Below are 16,285 nucleotides of genomic sequence, written 5' to 3' on the forward strand. Positions count from 1 at the left end.
ACAATATGAATGATCTGATTAAGGACTTAAGCGAACTGCGCTTGAGTTACCAAAAAGGGGAATTGCATGAAACTCAGGTGGTTGAAAACCCGCATGAGCAATTCTTGAACTGGTTTAACCATGCCTTAGAAGCAAAACTGCATGAACCCTATGCCATGTCGCTGGCAACTGCGAGTGCACAAGGCCGTCCGCATGTGCGTACCCTATTATTAAGGGGCGCGACTGAAGCAGGCTATGATTTTTATACCAATTACGACAGTCAAAAAGGCCTGGATCTGGCAGACAATCCCTATGCCGAACTGCTGTTCTATTGGCCTGAGCAAGAACGCCAGATTCGTGTCGGTGGCCGCGTTGAAAAAATCTCGTTAGAGGAATCAACCGATTATTATCATAAACGCCCGCGCGACAGCCAGATTGCAGCGCATATCAGTACGCCGCAAAGCGGTGTGATTGCCAGTCGTGAGGAACTGCAAACCCGTTTTCAGGCTTTGCAAGACCAGGTGGCGGAAAAAGCGGAATTGGCGAAACCTGAATTCTGGGGCGGCTATCGCCTGCAACCGGATTATTATGAATTTTGGCAAGGTCGTCCAAACCGTTTACATGACCGCTTGTGTTATGAAAGAATCGACGGTAAGTGGAAATTACAACGACTCATGCCTTAATGCCAAAAACACTGATTCAGCAAAGACCGTTTATTACACGCCCTGAAAACTTTCAGGGCGTGTCGCCGTTTATTGCGCAAATTTTAGCGCGCCGTGGTGTGCAATCGGAACAAGAACTTGAACTGAAATTGAAGCATCTTTTAGCGCCAAGCATGAAGGGTTTGCAGCAAGCGATTCAGCTGATTGACTTAGCCATTGAACAGCAAAAGAAAATCGTGGTTGTAGGCGATTATGATGCTGATGGCGCCACCAGCACTGCATTGATGATTTTAGCCTTGCGGGATATGGGCGCGAATGTCGCGTATCTGGTGCCGGACCGTTTTAAATATGGCTATGGTTTAACACCGGCCATTGCCGATTTGGCTTTTAGCACTTTCCAGCCAGATGTGCTGATTACGGTAGATAATGGCATTTCCAGTCATGCCGGGGTGGAACAGGCGCAGGCACATGGCATGCAGGTGATTATTACCGATCACCACCTGACCACTAAAGAAACGCCTAAAGCCGAAGCCGTGGTCAATCCGAACCAGTTAGGCTGTGAATTTCCCAGCAAGGCTTTGGCGGGGGTGGGTGTGGCATTTTACCTGCTCGCCAATTTGTCCAGCTATCGCGGCCAATTAGGCAAATCGACCTCAAAAGTGGCTCAATATCTGGATCTGGTGGCTTTAGGCACCTATGCCGATGTGGCCAGCCTGGATTATAACAACCGGATTCTGGTCGATGCCGGGGTCAAGCGCATACGGCAAAATCAGTGCCGTGCAGGGATTAGTGCCTTGCTGGATATTGCCGGACGTGACCCAGCCTCCTTAAAGGCGCAAGATCTGGGTTTTGTATTAGGTCCGCGTATCAATGCAGCCGGACGCATGGAAACCATGGATATTGGTATTGAATGTCTGCTGGCTGCCGATCTGCAAACTGCTTATCCCTTGGCACAACAGTTAAATCAGTTAAACACCGAGCGCCGTCAGGTCGAGACCCAGATGAAGCAGGAAGCTTTGTCTGAACTCACTCAGCTGGAACTGGATCAAGAACATTTACCAGCTGCGCTCATTCTGTTTGAGCCGCATTGGCATCAGGGCGTGATTGGGATTGTGGCTGGCCGCTTAAAAGAACAGTTTCATCGCCCCAGTATTGTTTTTGCCGCAGATGAAGATGGCATACATATTAAAGGCTCCGCCCGCTCTATAGATGGTGTGCATATACGTGATGCAATTGAAATGATTGCCGAACAGCATCCCCATTTGGTCAGCCATTTTGGCGGACATGCCGCCGCTGCCGGTTTGACCATTCAGAAACAGCATTTTGATGAATTTAAGCAGGCCTTTGAAGCTTTAATCTCAAATATGGATGAGTCCCTGTTTCATGCCACTTTATGGACCGATGGTGAATTACCGACAGAAAATTTTCACATTGAAACCGTCGATTTTCTGCAAAATTTAACCCCTTGGGGACAAAAATTCCCATCACCGATTTTTGAGGGAGTATTCAAGGTTCTGGATTATCGCTGGCTGAAAGAAATGCATTTGAAGCTGCGTCTGGCTTTGCAAAATGGTCAGATTGTAGAAGCCATCGCCTTTAATGCGCGAAACAAGTTTGAATTTGATGCCATGCAAGACCATGTACGGTTGGTCTATGAAATTGATAAAAATGAATTTAATGGCAATGTCAGTTTACAGCTGCGCGTGATTCATCTGGAACAGTAAAAAAAACCGCTCGGTTGAGCGGTTTTTGTTGATCACTTTAAAAATCAGAAGCGATATGCACCACGGACCGCAAAGACATTGCCAGCATCGGCAAAGTGAATAGAACCTTCTAGGCTAACTTGTTGATTCAGGAATTTTTTTGTGCGAATGCTAAATACGTTGCTATCTTTTACATCGCTGTCCGCAAAACCGAGACCTAGGCTGAAGGTATTATCCAGATACACGTCGGTGCCTAAAGTATAGGCATCAAGATCGCCAAAATTTGCGCCTGCTTCAAAATTCATATCGTACTGACCGACCCGAGTCACATATTTGGCACGTACAGTGGGGTCAATACCATCATCCATATCATTGTCATAGCCGGCAAGGCCAACGGCAAGCAATAAGCCTGGTACCGGTAAATAGCCTAATTCTGCTGAATAAAGCGTGGTATCAAAATCCTCAAAGCCTTCAGTTTCTTCACTCATCTGACCCAGATTTCCGCTGATATAGAAATCGGAATTTGGTACAAAGTATTCAATACCGGCATTCAAGGTCGTATTTTCATAGCCGTCATAATCTACATAAGAAAGGCTGGCATTCAGATTACTGGCACGGTTTAAGAATGCAGCTTCATTGTAGGGATCATTTTTAAGGTGCACTGAATCAAAGTAGTAAGTCCCATCCACGCCAAAACCGGTAGACGTATCCCCATTATCTGGATCTATAATTGCAATTGTGCCTCCCAGTTCAGCCTGATAAGCATGAGCAGTTCCCAAACTGGCAAGTAACGCTGTAGCGAGAGCAATTTTTTTAAGCATTTAGAGTTTTCCCCTGGTGATTAAAGCTATTTAATATCGTTTTATTTTATAGTTGTAACAAATTGTATGTTAAATAATCGCACAGTCAATCTGCATTTTCTATTTAAATCCTTTATTTAAGGCCAAAAAAATGGCCCATCCGAAGATGAGCCATTTGATGAAAAGGGATTAAGGCGTGCTTAGAAGCGGTATTTAGCAGCTACACCAAATGAGTTGTAGTCGTTGTTACCGACTTCACCGAAACCAACTCGACCTTCAAGGCTGACTTGTTGGTTAAAGAATTTACGCGCATTAACGCCAAATTCATTTTGATCAGTTAAGTCGTTGTTGTAGTAATCCGCACCAACACTTAATGATTTGTCAATGAAGTAATCTGCTGCAAGATTGAACTCGTCTAGATCACCAAATGATGCACCTGCTTCAAGGTTGATGTCTTTACCATTACTAAGCTGAGTCACGTATTTGGCACGAAGAGTTGGATCTACACCGTCATCATTGTCATTGTCATAACCTTTTACACCAGCAGCAATTAACAGGCCTGGTGCTGGAAGGTAGCCGACTTCGGCAGAATAATAAGTGGTATCGAAGTCATATTTTTGACCCAATACATCACGGTATTCAGTGTTGTTACGGCTTACATCACCACCCAGATAGAAATCTGAGTTTGGAACGTAGAATTCAGCACCGACACCATACGTGTTGTCATCTACATCACCACGGTCAGCAAATGTTGCGTGCGCATTGACGTTGCTGGCACGGTCAAGGAATGCCGCTTCTGCAAGTGGCGCATTACGAGTTTGAACGGGGTTAAAGTAATAAGTACCATCTACACCGAAAGCACTACCTGAACTGCCGTTATCTGGATCAATATAAGATGCTGCTGCACCGACTTCGGCCTGGTAGGCATTGGCTGTACCTGTGACTGCTAGAGCAGAAAGAAGTGCTGAAGCAATGGCTAATTTTTTCATGGATACTACCCCTCAAATTTCGGTTAAAAATAATACATTTTTTGTTACAACTTTTAGTCTAGACCAAAACAAAAACAGGTCAATCCATTGAAAGTTACAGAAATGTTTCTAAGGTAATGTTGTGTAATTAATATTAAATAAATATTTGAAAATTATAAAAATATTTAAATGTTTTATTTTATTAAAATTGTGGAGTTTTTATGGATTTATACGGTTTTTAAATAAAAAACCAAGTATTTTGTAACATAAAAATGATTTGAATCTTAAAAATGCTCTCTCAAATAAGGGTTTTGGATGAGCTGTTTTTTATTCACTATTTGCTCAATTGTTATTGAATTAAAGTGCTTTAAAACTCCCTCTATGCTCTGTGCTATAATTGACGGCTATTTAAGCCTAATATTCTGATTGAGAGTAATTCACGTGGAAATTAATCCTTATCTAAACCAATTAAAAGACTTAAACGACCGTGGTCTGACATTACGGGGGTATCTTTGACTACGATCTGAAAAAAGAGCGTTTAGAAGAGGTTCTGCGTGAACTGGAAGATCCGGCGATCTGGAATGACCAAAGCCGTGCTCAAGCCATGGCCAAAGAAAAAGGCGAGCTTGAGAACGTACTGAATGTACTGGATGGCTTAGCCACTCAGCTTGAAGATGCCCAAGCCATGCTTGATCTTGCTGTAGAAGCAGACGAAGAAGCCATGCTTGAGGATGTACAGGCTGAACTTGATGTTGCAGAAGCAGAACTGGCAAAACTTGAGTTCCGCCGTATGTTCAGTAACCCGATGGACCCGAATCCATGTTATGTGGAAATTCAGGCCGGTTCGGGGGGGACGGAAGCACAGGACTGGGCTTCAATGCTGCTTCGTATGTACTTGCGCTGGATTGAACGTCATGGCTTTAAAGCTGAAGTGATGGAAGAGTCTGACGGTGATGTGGCCGGAATTAAGTCGGCGACCATTCGCGTAGAAGGCGAGTATGCCTATGGCTGGCTGCGTACCGAATCCGGTGTACACCGTTTAGTGCGTAAATCGCCATTTGACTCGGGTAACCGTCGTCATACCTCATTCTCTGCGGTGTTTGTATCCCCTGAGATTGACGACAATATCGAGATCGAGATTAATCCGGCAGACGTGCGTACCGATACCTATCGTGCATCGGGTGCCGGTGGTCAGCACATTAACAAAACCGACTCTGCGGTGCGTTTAACCCATGCACCAACCGGTATTGTGGTGGCGTGCCAGAACCAGCGTTCACAACATGCCAACCGTGACCATGCCTGGAAACAGTTACGTGCCAAACTCTATGAGTTAGAGATGAGCAAGCGTAATGAAGCGGCTCAGGCCCTTGAAGACTCGAAGTCGGATATTGGCTGGGGTAGCCAGATTCGTTCATATGTACTGGATGACTCACGTATTAAAGACTTGCGTACCGGTGTGGAAAATTCCAACACAGGTGCGGTATTGGATGGTGATCTGGATAAATTTATTGAAGCCAGCTTGAAACAGGGTCTATAAGTTTATTGCATGAAAAAGCAGAGGTGGGTCCTCTGCTTTTTTAGCTTTAGCATTTGTCGATCGGCAGGATGAATGCCCCTGACCAGTCAATGCTAGAATGATCTGGATTTGGATAAAATGACAGCAATTTACAAAATGACTCATAATATCGAAAATTTTCGATATTAATATCGTGTAAATTCGATATAATGATTTTTGCGAAGGTGCTGATCATGAACATGAGTGAAATGAGATGGACACAGAAGCGATTTATAAAGCCTTAGCCAACCCGATTCGACGCCAGATTCTGCAATGTTTAAAAGAACCTAAGCGTTTCATTTCCACAGAAGAATGTGGAGATGATTTTAGTCGTGGCGTATGTGCAGGGCATATCGAAAAAATCGCGGATATTTCCCAATCGACCATGTCCAATCATTTATCGGTGTTGCAGCAGGCAGGACTGATTCAGGTGACCAAATATGGGCAATGGTCTTATTTTTCTCGTAATGAAGCACTGATTCAGGAATTTTTACAACATTTACAGCATGCGCTCTAGACTTCCATCAGTCCAGGCCAGCTGTAAGAGGATGGCTTGATGACAGATTTTTCCACCCCCATTCAATTTGGTGAACTCAAACTTAAAAACCGTGTGGTAATGGCACCATTGACACGTAGCCGTGCTACCGCAGACCGTGTTCCGACAGCGATGATGGCGGAATACTATGCACAGCGTGCCAGTGCAGGTTTAATCATCTCTGAAGCGACAGTGATTTCAGAAGAAGCCAACGGTTATGAAAAAACTCCGGGTCTGTTTACCGATGAGCAGGTGGAAGGCTGGAAACTTGTCACCGATGCGGTGCATGACAAAGACGGTTTGATTGTAGCGCAGTTGTGGCATGTGGGACGTGTCTCCCATCCTGACCTGTTAAAGGGTGCAACACCGGTTTCAGCCAGTGCTGTACAACAGGCTGGCTATGTCAGCCTGCTGCGTCCAAAACGTGAATATGTGGTGCCACGTCCACTGGAAATTTCGGAAATTCACGCCATTACCGAACAATATAAACAGGCGGCAATTAAAGCCAAAGCAGCCGGTTTTGATGGGGTAGAACTGCATGCAGCCAACGGTTATTTAATTGACCAGTTCCTGCAAAGCAAAACCAACCTGCGTGAAGATGAATACGGCGGTTCAGTTGAAAACCGTGCCCGTTTCCTATTGGAAGTGGTCGATGCACTGATTGAAGTGTGGGGTGCAGGCCGTGTCGGTATACATCTGGCACCGCGTGGCGATGAGCATGATATGGGTGATGCCAACCCTAAAGAAACCTTTGGTTATGTCATGCAAGAATTGGGTAAACGTCAAATCGCCTTCTTCTTTACCCGTGAATATCTGGCCGATGACAGCATCAGTCTGGAAATGAAGGCACGTTCCAACGGTGTGCCGTATATTGCCAATATGCGTTTAAGCCGTGAAGATGCGCTTGAGCTGCTGGCATCGGGCATAGCCGAAGCGGTGTCTTTCGGTAAGGCTTATATTGCCAATCCTGACCTGTTTGAGCGTTTGCTGGAAGATGAGCCGCTCAATGAATTGAAACTGGAAAACATGATTGGAACCGATGTGGCAGAGGGCTATATTGACTATCCATTCCTGAATAAACAGCTTGCTGAAAGTTAAGCAGCTACTTCCATAAAACAGAATAAATGATGTCACAGAGCAGAATTCATTAACATGTGAAGGCTGCTCTGTTATATTTTGCCGATTGAACATGATTTGAGGCAACTTGTTTGGCTACTCCTTTTTGGTACAACGCAGCACTTACTCTAATTAAGCCATTGTATAAATGGCAGATTAAAAAACGTGCGCTGAATACGGAGCAATTGCAACAAGAGTGTCTTGAGCGCTTTGGTCCATTTCAACAGCCGAAAAACCTGCATGCGCTCTGGTTTCATGTGGTGTCGGTGGGAGAAACCAATGCGGCACAGCCTTTAATTGAACATTACCTCAAACTGGGCCATCCGGTACTGGTCACCAATACCACCAAGACGGGGCAGGCTCGGGCCAAATCCCTTTTTTTAAAAGCACCTTATGAACATTTGTTTCAGGCGGTGTATTTACCTGCCGATCAGAAAAAATTAGTCCAGACGTTTTATCAAAAATATCAGCCAAAAGTCCTGGCTTTGGTCGAAACTGAAATCTGGCCGAATTTAATCGACCAGGCACAGCAATTTAAAGTGCCATGTTTACTGATTAATGCCCGGCTTTCGGAAAAATCGGCCAAAGGCTATGCAAAGGTTCAAGGGCTGACCCAAGGTATGCTGATGGGTCTGGAACGCTTGCTGGCTCAGGACCAGGCCACTTTAGACCGCTACCGCAATTTAGGCATGCCAGAGGATAAAAGTCAGGTACTCGGCAGCATTAAATTTGATATTCATGCGCCACAAAGCTTTATTCAACAGGCGCAGCAATTGCAGCAGGACTGGCATTTATCGGCACGTAAAATCATCACCCTTGCCAGCACGCATGCCCCTGAAGAACAGAAACTGTTAACGGCTCTAAAGCCTTATCTGAAAAAACATCCAGAACTGCTGGTCATTGTGGTGCCACGTCATCCGGAACGCTTTGATGAGGTTTTTCAAGCCACACAAAGTTTAAATCTCTCAACACAGCGTCGTAGTCTAGGACAAAAAATAGAAACTGATACGCAAGTCTATTTGGCCGATTCGATGGGGGAAATGTGGCTGTGGTACGCTTTAAGCCAGGCCTGCTTTGTGGGTGGTTCGCTGAATGAACCAGGCGGCGGGCATAATATTCTGGAGCCGATTGCCTTAAATGTGCCGACAGTTTTGGGTAAAAATTATTTTAACTTCCAGACCATTGTGGATGAATTTGTCGCGGTAGGCGGCGTGCAAGTCATGGACGATGCCGAACAGACAGCAAAGGTATTAATTGAACTTTTGACCGATCAAGATAAAGCTGCCAGATTAAACATTGCGGCGCAGCAGATCATGCTTAAAAATGCAGGGTCTTTAGCAAAGCATATTGCGGTGATTGATCAGTATATTTAAATATTTCAAATGCACCATACGGCCTCATTTTGACAGAAAAGTTTAAATGTTGATTCGTAGGCAATCTCTACTTTTGAGGGATCAAAAGTAGCAAAAATCCTTTGCTGATCTGATACAGCATCCATGCTGTACAGATCAGCGGGCGACATCCCTGTCGCCTTCCGCGTATCCTAATATGTTGAATGATTCTTTAGCAGAAGATTATGAATATTGTCCTCCTTGACCCACGGCAAACTGAATCTGAATATTGGTCCATTAGCAGCAAACGTCAGTTAGAGCATCTACAGCAACATCTGGAGATTAGCGTAGGTGACACGCTCAAAGTGGGTATTCGTGAGGGAAATCGTTACCTGACCGAAATTGTGGAAGTAACGGAACAGGCCATAAAATTAAAACCGATCAAAGAAGAAAGTGTACCGACTAAACTTCCCGTGACTTTAATTGTCGCCATGCCACGTCCAAAAGTGCTGCGCCGCCTGATTATGGATAGCGTGACTTTAGGGGTAGAAAAAATAATTTTGCTGCATAGCTACCGCGTCGATAAAAGTTATTGGCAAACCCCATTTCTACAGCAGCTGGATCATTATGTAACCTTGGGTCTGGAACAGGCAGGGGATACGGTTGCACCGCAAATTGAAATCCATAAACGCTTTAAGCCTTTTGTTGAAGATGTGCTGCCCGGTTTAATCACCGCAGAACGTCCTGCCTATGTGGCCCATCCTTATGTGGAGCAACCCATGCCTTTTGCGATTGATCATCCCTGCACAATCGTGATTGGCCCAGAGGGCGGTTTTATCCCTTATGAAATTGATTTACTTATAAAAAACGGCTGCCAGGCGTTAAGCCTAGGCAACCGTATTATTCGGACCGAAACGGTAATTCCCTACGTATTGGGCCGTTTATTTAGCACGTGCTGATTCAGCGACTTCTGTCGTGTCATTGCCACGATAGATTTTGACTTCCTGGACCGGATAGGGAATTGAAATCTCGTGTTCAGCAAAAGCTTTAATCACGCGTTCCTGAACTTCGCTGATTGAACCTGCAGTGGTGGTTTCTGTGGTATCGACCCACCAACGTACATTCAGGTTAATCGAGAAGTCGGCAAGCGCATTGACGTTCACTGCAAATCCAGGCTGGCTCAAAATGGTCGGGTCTTTATCTAGAATGCTTAAGATAATGCTCTTGGCTTTTTGTACATCATCTTCATAGCCAATTCCGACCACAAATTCACAACGGCGGCGTTGATAGGCCGTGTTGACAGTTACTGCACTGGTATACACCGTCGCATTGGGAATCACGATACGGCGACCATCGGGGGAACGTAAGTAAGTCGCGCGAATCTGGATATCCTCAACCGTTCCTTCCATGCCCGAAACAATAATGTCATCGCCAATTTTGAATGGTTCGCCCAGCAGGATTAAGATGCCAGAGAGCAGGTTCTGGAAAATGTCCTTGAATGCGAAACCGATGGCCACCGAACCGATCCCCAAGGCGCTCATCAGCTGACCCGGGGTAAAACCTGGAATGGCAATAACCATGGCAATTAAAAAGCCAATGAAGATGATGGCAGAACTGCCGACACGGTTTAGCACCAGGACCAGGTTCTGCTTGGTATAACTACGGTCCGCAAGCGCTTTACGGACAAAGAACTTAAACAGTTTTGACAGCAAATAGAAAATGGTAAACACCACCAACGCGATACACAAATAAGGCAGGCGTTCCCAAAAGGCATCGACAAATTTGTCGATGGTGGAATAGGCATCATTGTATTTTGCCGTATGTTCAATGACAGTTTGCGCTGTCTTTTCTGTTGCTTCTTGCAAAAGTTGAGACGTGTCTTGAGTTACTTCATTCAAGGCGTTTTGTTTTTCAGCCACAAGTGTTCCGGATGATGATCAGTGGGCGCTATTTTGCCTGAAACTGAACAAAAATTTAACCAACCATACATCGTATTCACTGCCGTTTTGTCAAAAATTGTCAGTCGGCTTTAGAAATACTGGGTGCCTTTTTGAATGACTTGTGGCGGTACTTCCAGCTCGCCGGTACCAAACATATAAGACACCATGCTGCCTGAAGCCAGGAAACTCAGTACCGTGATGATAATCATCAACCAGGCCAATATTTTTTCCCAGACCGGCGTTTCACGCGGCAATCCATAGGTGTTGATGCCTTTGGTCCCAGCACCCAACAGCAAATATAGCCCCATAAAAATATTCACCAGTGGCAGCAAAAACAGCAGGATCAGCCAGCCGCTACGGTTCAGGTCATGCAGGCGGCGTACCGTAATCACGATCAGAAAATACAGATAAATCACCAGAATGACCACAAAACCCAGTCCGGCGATTCCTGTCAGGGTATTGACGAACTGATTGTCCATGGACAAGGTATGCATATTAAAAATGCCCAGTGCCAGACTGAAGGCAAGGGTGGCAAAAAAAGCAATCAGATGCACAAACCCATACCAGCCAATTGAACTCAGACGACCGAAACGACCTTCTGGAGAAAGCGGATTATCTGCCTTGGCCGGTTGGGATCGGGAAAAAAATGGGGAAGCATCTTGCGGTTTCATACGCTTTTTCCGGTTAAAATAAAAATAAGAAAATGATGAATTCTGCAAAGTTAGAACACTATCTTCTGCTTAAATTATAAGATTAAATAAACAGATCAGATACGAATAAAACCATATTTTTTGTTGAATACGATAAGGGGTATGTGTTTTAAATTGTATAAATAAACTACGACCAAAGCATGATTGAAGCGGTTGAAAAATAATCGTCATACTGTAGATATGCAGTCAATAAATAAAGCAATAACAACGCGGCATAGCATCTCGTGATGAGATGAATAAGATCAAGGAAGTAAACAATGAATGAGATCTATCCTGTACCAGAAGAATTTAAAAAAACCGCTCGCACCAATGCGTCTGAATATTTCGAGCGTTATCAGAAATCCATCACGCAGCCTGATGAATATTGGGCTGAACAGGCCAACAAGCTGGACTGGATCAAACCTTTTACCCAGGTCAAAAATACCAGTTTCGACAAGGACAATTTCAAGATTGAATGGTTCGCTGATGGGCAGCTGAACCTCAGTGCCAACTGTCTGGACCGTCATCTCAAGGAACATCCGTATAAACCGGCCATTATCTGGGAAGGCGATCACCCGTCCCGTCACAAGATTATTTCCTTTAACGAACTTTATGATGAAACCTGCCGCTTTGCCAATGTGCTGAAAAAGAACGGGATTAAAAAAGGCGACCGGGTGGTGCTGTATATGCCGATGGTTTCGGAAGCCGCAATTGCGATGCTGGCCTGCGCCCGGATTGGCGCGGTGCATTGTGTGGTGTTTGGCGGTTTTTCTCCCGATTCACTGGCCAGCCGGATTGAAGACAGCCAGGCCAAAATGGTCATTACTGCCGATTCCGGCATGCGCGGCGGCAAGCCGATTCTGCTTAAGGCCAATGTGGATGAAGCCTTGAAAATTGCCGGAACTGAATCGGTTGAACATGTGATTGTGGTACACCGTACCGGCAACCCGATTGAAATGCAGCCCGGGCGTGATTTGTGGTATCACATGGAAATCATGTCGGTGAATGAAATCTGTCCGCCTGAACCGATGAATGCCGAAGATCCGTTATTCATTCTGTATACCTCGGGTTCGACCGGCAAGCCGAAAGGGGTGTTGCATACGACCGGTGGCTATCTGACCTATGTGAATTCCACTTTCCGCGAAGTGTTCGATATCAAGCAGGATGATGTGTTCTGGTGTACCGCAGATGTGGGCTGGATTACCGGGCATTCCTATGTGATTTATGGCCCGCTTTCCAATGGCACCACCACGGTGATGTTTGAAGGCGTGCCACAATATCCAACCTGGGCGCGTACCGGTCATATTGTCGACAAGCACAATGTTTCCATTCTCTATACGGCACCCACAGCCATTCGTGCCATGATGCGCGAAGGCGATGCCTTCGTCCGGGAAAGTGACCGCAGCAGTTTGCGCCTGATCGGTTCGGTGGGTGAGCCGATTAACCCGGAAGCCTGGAACTGGTATTACACCGTGGTCGGTGAAAGCCGCTGTCCAATTGTCGATACCTGGTGGCAAACCGAGACAGGAGGAATCCTGATTTCACCTTTGCCGGGTGCAACCGATTTAAAACCGGGTTCTGCAACCCGACCATTGTTTGGCATACAACCGGCAATTGTCGATGCTGAAGGTAAGGAGCTTGAAGGGGAAGCCGAAGGCAACCTGATCATCAAGGATTCCTGGCCGGGTCAGATGCGTACCATCTGGGGTGATCCTGAGCGTTTTATTGAAGCCTATTTCTCGACTTATCCGGGAAGCTATTTTACCGGAGATGGTGCTCGCCGTGACAAGGATGGCTATTACTGGATTACCGGACGTGTCGATGACGTGCTGAATGTTTCCGGACATCGTTTAGGTACGGCAGAAGTGGAAAGTGCTCTGGTAGCGCATGAGCATGTGGCTGAAGCGGCCGTGGTTGGTATGCCGCATGATATTAAGGGACAAGGCATCTGTGCATTCGTGACCTTACAGGCAAATTTTGAGGAATCCGAAGAACTACGTAATGAACTGATTAACTGGGTGCGTAAGGTGTTGGGCCCTGTGGCTACACCGGACGCCTTGCATTGGGCACCGGCTTTACCGAAAACCCGTTCCGGTAAAATCATGCGCCGTATATTAAGAAAAATTGCCGCCAATGAACTGGACACTTTGGGAGATACTTCAACCCTGGCCGATCCACAGGTGGTGGATAATCTGATCGCGACGGTCTATCCTGACAAATAAGTGATTGATTAAAATATCGTCTGCATGTTCAGGCGGTATTTTTATTTTATGCATAAGCACTGCAGGCATTCAGATAAAACATGAAAACATCATCTGCTAAGCTAAAAATACAGCAATAATCAGATCATATTATGAATGCTTCATCCCCGCTTTTAACGTCAAATCCATTATACATTGCCGGGCAACTGGCGGAACAGTTTGCCACCACTGCTGCAGAACGCGACAAGCAGGGCGGTAACCCAAAACAGGAGCGTGATTTAATCCGTCAAAGTGGCTTGCTGGGGCTTGCCATTCCAACCCAATATGGCGGTCAGGGCGCGGACTGGAAAACGGTATTTCAGACCATTCGAACCATTGCCCAGGTCGACAGTTCTCTGGCGCATGTGTATGGTTTTCATCATTTGCTGATTGCGACGGTGCAACTGTTTTCCCAGCCTGAACAGTATGGAAAATGGTTTGAGCAAACTGCAAAAGAGAACCTGTTTTGGGGCAATACCTTAAACCCCTTAGACCGACGAACCACCGCAGTCAAAGTGTCTGAAAATGAATACCTGTTTCAGGGTGACAAAAGCTTCTGTTCAGGTTCGATCGATTCCGACATCTTGCTCTGCTCAGGCTATAACGATGAAGGCAAATTGCTGATAGGCGTGATTCCGACAGCCCGAGAAGGGGTGAGCTTTTTAGGGGACTGGAACAATATGGGACAACGCCAGAGCGACAGCGGTACCAGTCATTTCGAACAGGTTAAAATTCAAAAAGATGAGTTATTGCTCAATCCGGGACCACTGAGTACGCCATATTCGAGTTTACGTCCGCTGATTGCGCAACTGATTTTTGTGCATCTGTTTTTAGGCGTGGCAGAAGGCGCTTTTGAAACCGCCAAGCACACCGTACAAAAGCAGAAAGCCTGGTCCAAATCTTTGGTGGAAAATGCCGTGAATGATCCGTTTACGCAAAAGCACTTTGCCGAATTTTATATGCAGCTGGAAGGCGTGCGTTTACTGGCAGCTAAAGCGGTAGAGACACTACAGAAGGCTTGGGATATTGGTGCAGGCTTAACAGCTGAACAGCGTGGTGAGGTGTCCATTGCCATTGCGACTGCCAAAATTGCTGCGACCAATACCTCGCTGTATATCACACAGAATATTTTTCAGGTGATGGGTGCACGTGCCACCACAGCCCAATTAAACCTGGACCGTTTCTGGCGCAATGTGCGTACCCAAACTTTGCATGACCCGGTGGATTATAAATATCAGGAAATTGGGGAGTGGGTGTTAACGGCTAAAGTTCCTGATCCGAGTTTTTATTCGTAATGAAATAAGAAAATGCCATTTTACGAAATAGAAGTCTTTTTTGCTTCTCGGTTTAAAAAATGAATTAAGGGCGTGGAACGTGAAAAATCACTTAAAAAAGCCTAATTTGTGAAGATTAGGCTTTTAGTTGTATTTAAATAATTGATTTTTATAAAATAAATTTTAATTTCATATAAGGTGTATTATGTTAATTTTAGAAAAACTAAAATTTAGTGAGTTTTTTTGTGATTAATAATGCATTAACGTGGTTGGGGCTCTTACTAGGGTTCTTACTCTATCCAATAATTATGTTCTTTCTGCTCGCTCAAAGACACAGTGGTTTAAACTATATTAATGATTTATCTAGTTTTAATAAAATAGTTGTTTTCATATCTTGTGCTTTAATATTTCTCATACCAACTTGGAATAAAAGATGTCTTATAGACAGTGAAGGGAAAAGCCCACATTGGTATCAAAGATATTTTGTGCCTTTGATATATTTCATAATTGGAACCATTTTTACAGGAATGTTCTTCATTTTAATTATTAGATAGCTTTTCCAAATGACCTCTATAGCTAAATTACTTTTTATGATACAATATTATAATTATAAAATATTGATATAATTAAATTTATTAAAGATATTCTTCGTAACATGCAAAATCAGTTTAGCTATATCTAACATAATGGCTGTTATACGAAATAAAAAAGGAAGGAAAGGCAGTGGGAGATTTTTTAATATTTATTGGACTAATCATCAGTATTGTAGGGACGTTTATTGGTCCTCATGTATTTCGTGAAAAAGTAAATAATCATATGGATGCAAAGGCAGCAAGCTTCTTAGGAATGTTACCTGGTGTCTTAGTTATGTTTGTTGGTTCTTTCTTTAAATAAAAAACCTATAGCCATCAAGTATATCTTTAGAGTGAATAGCCATCGATCTGACGATTTAAACGTCTTTTTAATACAAAAAATGAAATAAAGAGAATAGATAGGATTAATAAAAAACGTATTACATAAATCGGAAATACTAACGATTTCTCCCAGCGCTTACTTACATTCGGATCAGTAATAAATACAAAATTATCATCTGAAGTGGTACTCTGAAAAATAATTTTTTTTATCAAAATATTAGATTTTGAAACTGAGTTAGTATCAATTATTTCGCCTTCTATTTTTATTATATTTTTCAATTGGTTGATCTCACAAAAACTCTCATTTTTACTTTCCAAATATGCACAATTAGCTATGTATTTTTTCTTATCTTCAACCAAAATTAGAGATGTCATTCTCCCCTGTTTTATATCAAAAGTAGGGCTTTCTAGATAAATTGGCAGCTTAGATATAGGAGTTATAAGATAGGGATTCAGAAACAATATTAGCGACCAAAAAATAATTGTTGGGATTATAAAAATAAAGATATTCTTGTAAAAAAATAGATATATTTGGGATAAGGGATACTTTATTTCCTCTGTAACCCAATTTCTAATGTT

At 44.1% G+C, this 16,285-nt stretch carries 15 protein-coding genes; 10 read left to right on the forward strand and 5 right to left on the reverse strand.

The window, feature by feature from the left end; all coding sequences use genetic code 11:
• Positions 1 to 5: 5 nt before the first annotated feature.
• Both pdxH and recJ read left to right on the forward strand, forming a co-directional pair.
• Entirely contained in the window at positions 6 to 662 is a 657-nt protein-coding gene (pdxH, locus tag ACPUEY_RS02630; protein WP_131274187.1) for a pyridoxamine 5'-phosphate oxidase, read from the forward strand.
• Positions 662 to 2,365, forward strand: a complete 1,704-nt coding sequence (gene recJ, locus ACPUEY_RS02635; RefSeq protein WP_425121130.1) for a single-stranded-DNA-specific exonuclease RecJ — start codon at positions 662 to 664, stop codon at positions 2,363 to 2,365. Before pdxH ends, recJ begins: the two co-directional genes overlap by 1 nt.
• A 44-nt stretch (positions 2,366 to 2,409) precedes the next feature.
• Here the strand turns inward: recJ and ACPUEY_RS02640 are convergent, their stop codons facing one another.
• Both ACPUEY_RS02640 and ACPUEY_RS02645 read right to left on the reverse strand, forming a co-directional pair.
• The gene (locus tag ACPUEY_RS02640) at positions 2,410 to 3,165 is read right to left on the reverse strand and encodes a putative porin (protein WP_425121049.1); all 756 of its coding nucleotides are present in this window, start codon (positions 3,163 to 3,165) and stop codon (positions 2,410 to 2,412) included.
• 179 nt (positions 3,166 to 3,344) lie between these two features.
• Complete coding sequence (locus ACPUEY_RS02645) at positions 3,345 to 4,133, reverse strand: putative porin (protein WP_092820504.1); 789 nt, start codon at positions 4,131 to 4,133, stop codon at positions 3,345 to 3,347.
• A gap of 420 nt (positions 4,134 to 4,553) precedes the next feature.
• On the opposite strand from ACPUEY_RS02645, the gene prfB reads away from it, so the two are divergent.
• The 5 genes from prfB (at position 4,554) to ACPUEY_RS02670 (ending at position 9,608) form a co-directional block, all read left to right on the forward strand.
• Positions 4,554 to 5,649 (forward strand): peptide chain release factor 2 gene (gene prfB, locus ACPUEY_RS02650; protein WP_131274184.1). Its coding sequence is split into 2 segments (ribosomal slippage): positions 4,554 to 4,625 and positions 4,627 to 5,649, totalling 1,095 coding nucleotides; the frame shifts between segments, so codons are not numbered across the junction.
• Between the two features lie 232 nt (positions 5,650 to 5,881).
• The gene (locus ACPUEY_RS02655) at positions 5,882 to 6,184 is read left to right on the forward strand and encodes an ArsR/SmtB family transcription factor (protein WP_086198995.1); all 303 of its coding nucleotides are present in this window, start codon (positions 5,882 to 5,884) and stop codon (positions 6,182 to 6,184) included.
• A gap of 39 nt (positions 6,185 to 6,223) precedes the next feature.
• Positions 6,224 to 7,300 (forward strand): alkene reductase, encoded by a 1,077-nt coding sequence (locus ACPUEY_RS02660; RefSeq protein WP_425121050.1) that lies wholly within the window; start codon positions 6,224 to 6,226, stop codon positions 7,298 to 7,300.
• A gap of 110 nt (positions 7,301 to 7,410) precedes the next feature.
• A complete protein-coding gene (locus tag ACPUEY_RS02665; RefSeq protein WP_425121051.1) occupies positions 7,411 to 8,691 on the forward strand; it encodes a 3-deoxy-D-manno-octulosonic acid transferase in 1,281 nt (426 codons plus the stop codon).
• Positions 8,692 to 8,894: 203 nt separating this feature from the next.
• A complete protein-coding gene (locus ACPUEY_RS02670; RefSeq protein WP_425121052.1) occupies positions 8,895 to 9,608 on the forward strand; it encodes a 16S rRNA (uracil(1498)-N(3))-methyltransferase in 714 nt (237 codons plus the stop codon).
• Here the strand turns inward: ACPUEY_RS02670 and ACPUEY_RS02675 are convergent.
• Together ACPUEY_RS02675 and ACPUEY_RS02680 are read right to left on the reverse strand one after the other, a co-directional pair.
• On the reverse strand, positions 9,591 to 10,568 hold the full coding sequence (locus ACPUEY_RS02675) for a mechanosensitive ion channel family protein (RefSeq protein ID WP_425121053.1): 978 nt from the start codon (positions 10,566 to 10,568) through the stop codon (positions 9,591 to 9,593). The genes ACPUEY_RS02670 and ACPUEY_RS02675 overlap by 18 nt on opposite strands.
• 110 nt (positions 10,569 to 10,678) lie before the next feature.
• Positions 10,679 to 11,260 (reverse strand): DUF805 domain-containing protein, encoded by a 582-nt coding sequence (locus ACPUEY_RS02680; RefSeq protein ID WP_425121054.1) that lies wholly within the window; start codon positions 11,258 to 11,260, stop codon positions 10,679 to 10,681.
• Between the two features lie 296 nt (positions 11,261 to 11,556).
• Here ACPUEY_RS02680 and acs point away from each other — a divergent pair, with 296 nt between their 5' ends.
• The 3 genes from acs to ACPUEY_RS02695 all read left to right on the forward strand — a co-directional run bounded on the left by acs (position 11,557) and on the right by ACPUEY_RS02695 (position 15,686).
• Positions 11,557 to 13,500: an acetate--CoA ligase gene (acs, locus tag ACPUEY_RS02685; protein WP_425121055.1), complete on the forward strand. Its 1,944-nt coding sequence runs from the start codon at positions 11,557 to 11,559 to the stop codon at positions 13,498 to 13,500.
• 131 nt (positions 13,501 to 13,631) lie between these two features.
• Positions 13,632 to 14,813, forward strand: a complete 1,182-nt coding sequence (locus ACPUEY_RS02690) for an acyl-CoA dehydrogenase family protein (RefSeq protein ID WP_425121056.1) — start codon at positions 13,632 to 13,634, stop codon at positions 14,811 to 14,813.
• Positions 14,814 to 15,515: 702 nt separating this feature from the next.
• Positions 15,516 to 15,686 (forward strand): hypothetical protein, encoded by a 171-nt coding sequence (locus tag ACPUEY_RS02695; RefSeq protein WP_162622360.1) that lies wholly within the window; start codon positions 15,516 to 15,518, stop codon positions 15,684 to 15,686.
• Positions 15,687 to 15,712: 26 nt separating this feature from the next.
• Here ACPUEY_RS02695 and ACPUEY_RS02700 read toward each other — a convergent pair whose 3' ends face one another.
• A complete protein-coding gene (locus ACPUEY_RS02700) occupies positions 15,713 to 16,081 on the reverse strand; it encodes a hypothetical protein (RefSeq protein WP_425121057.1) in 369 nt (122 codons plus the stop codon).
• Between the last annotated feature and the right edge of the window lie 204 nt (positions 16,082 to 16,285).

It is taken from the genome of Acinetobacter sp. G11, from assembly GCF_049808495.1.
GTDB classification, from domain to species: domain Bacteria; phylum Pseudomonadota; class Gammaproteobacteria; order Pseudomonadales; family Moraxellaceae; genus Acinetobacter; species Acinetobacter kookii.

Bases quoted from the DNA above. Each gene is read 5' to 3' on its own strand.
- pdxH (WP_131274187.1), top strand. From the start codon at position 6: ATGAATGATCTGATTAAGGACTTAAGCGAACTGCGCTTGAGTTACCAA.
- recJ (WP_425121130.1), top strand. From the start codon at position 662: ATGCCAAAAACACTGATTCAGCAAAGACCGTTTATTACACGCCCTGAA.
- ACPUEY_RS02640 (WP_425121049.1), bottom strand. From the start codon at position 3,165: ATGCTTAAAAAAATTGCTCTCGCTACAGCGTTACTTGCCAGTTTGGGA.
- ACPUEY_RS02645 (WP_092820504.1), bottom strand. From the start codon at position 4,133: ATGAAAAAATTAGCCATTGCTTCAGCACTTCTTTCTGCTCTAGCAGTC.
- ACPUEY_RS02655 (WP_086198995.1), top strand. From the start codon at position 5,882: ATGGACACAGAAGCGATTTATAAAGCCTTAGCCAACCCGATTCGACGC.
- ACPUEY_RS02660 (WP_425121050.1), top strand. From the start codon at position 6,224: ATGACAGATTTTTCCACCCCCATTCAATTTGGTGAACTCAAACTTAAA.
- ACPUEY_RS02670 (WP_425121052.1), top strand. From the start codon at position 8,895: ATGAATATTGTCCTCCTTGACCCACGGCAAACTGAATCTGAATATTGG.
- ACPUEY_RS02680 (WP_425121054.1), bottom strand. From the start codon at position 11,260: ATGAAACCGCAAGATGCTTCCCCATTTTTTTCCCGATCCCAACCGGCC.
- acs (WP_425121055.1), top strand. From the start codon at position 11,557: ATGAATGAGATCTATCCTGTACCAGAAGAATTTAAAAAAACCGCTCGC.
- ACPUEY_RS02690 (WP_425121056.1), top strand. From the start codon at position 13,632: ATGAATGCTTCATCCCCGCTTTTAACGTCAAATCCATTATACATTGCC.
- ACPUEY_RS02700 (WP_425121057.1), bottom strand. From the start codon at position 16,081: ATGACATCTCTAATTTTGGTTGAAGATAAGAAAAAATACATAGCTAAT.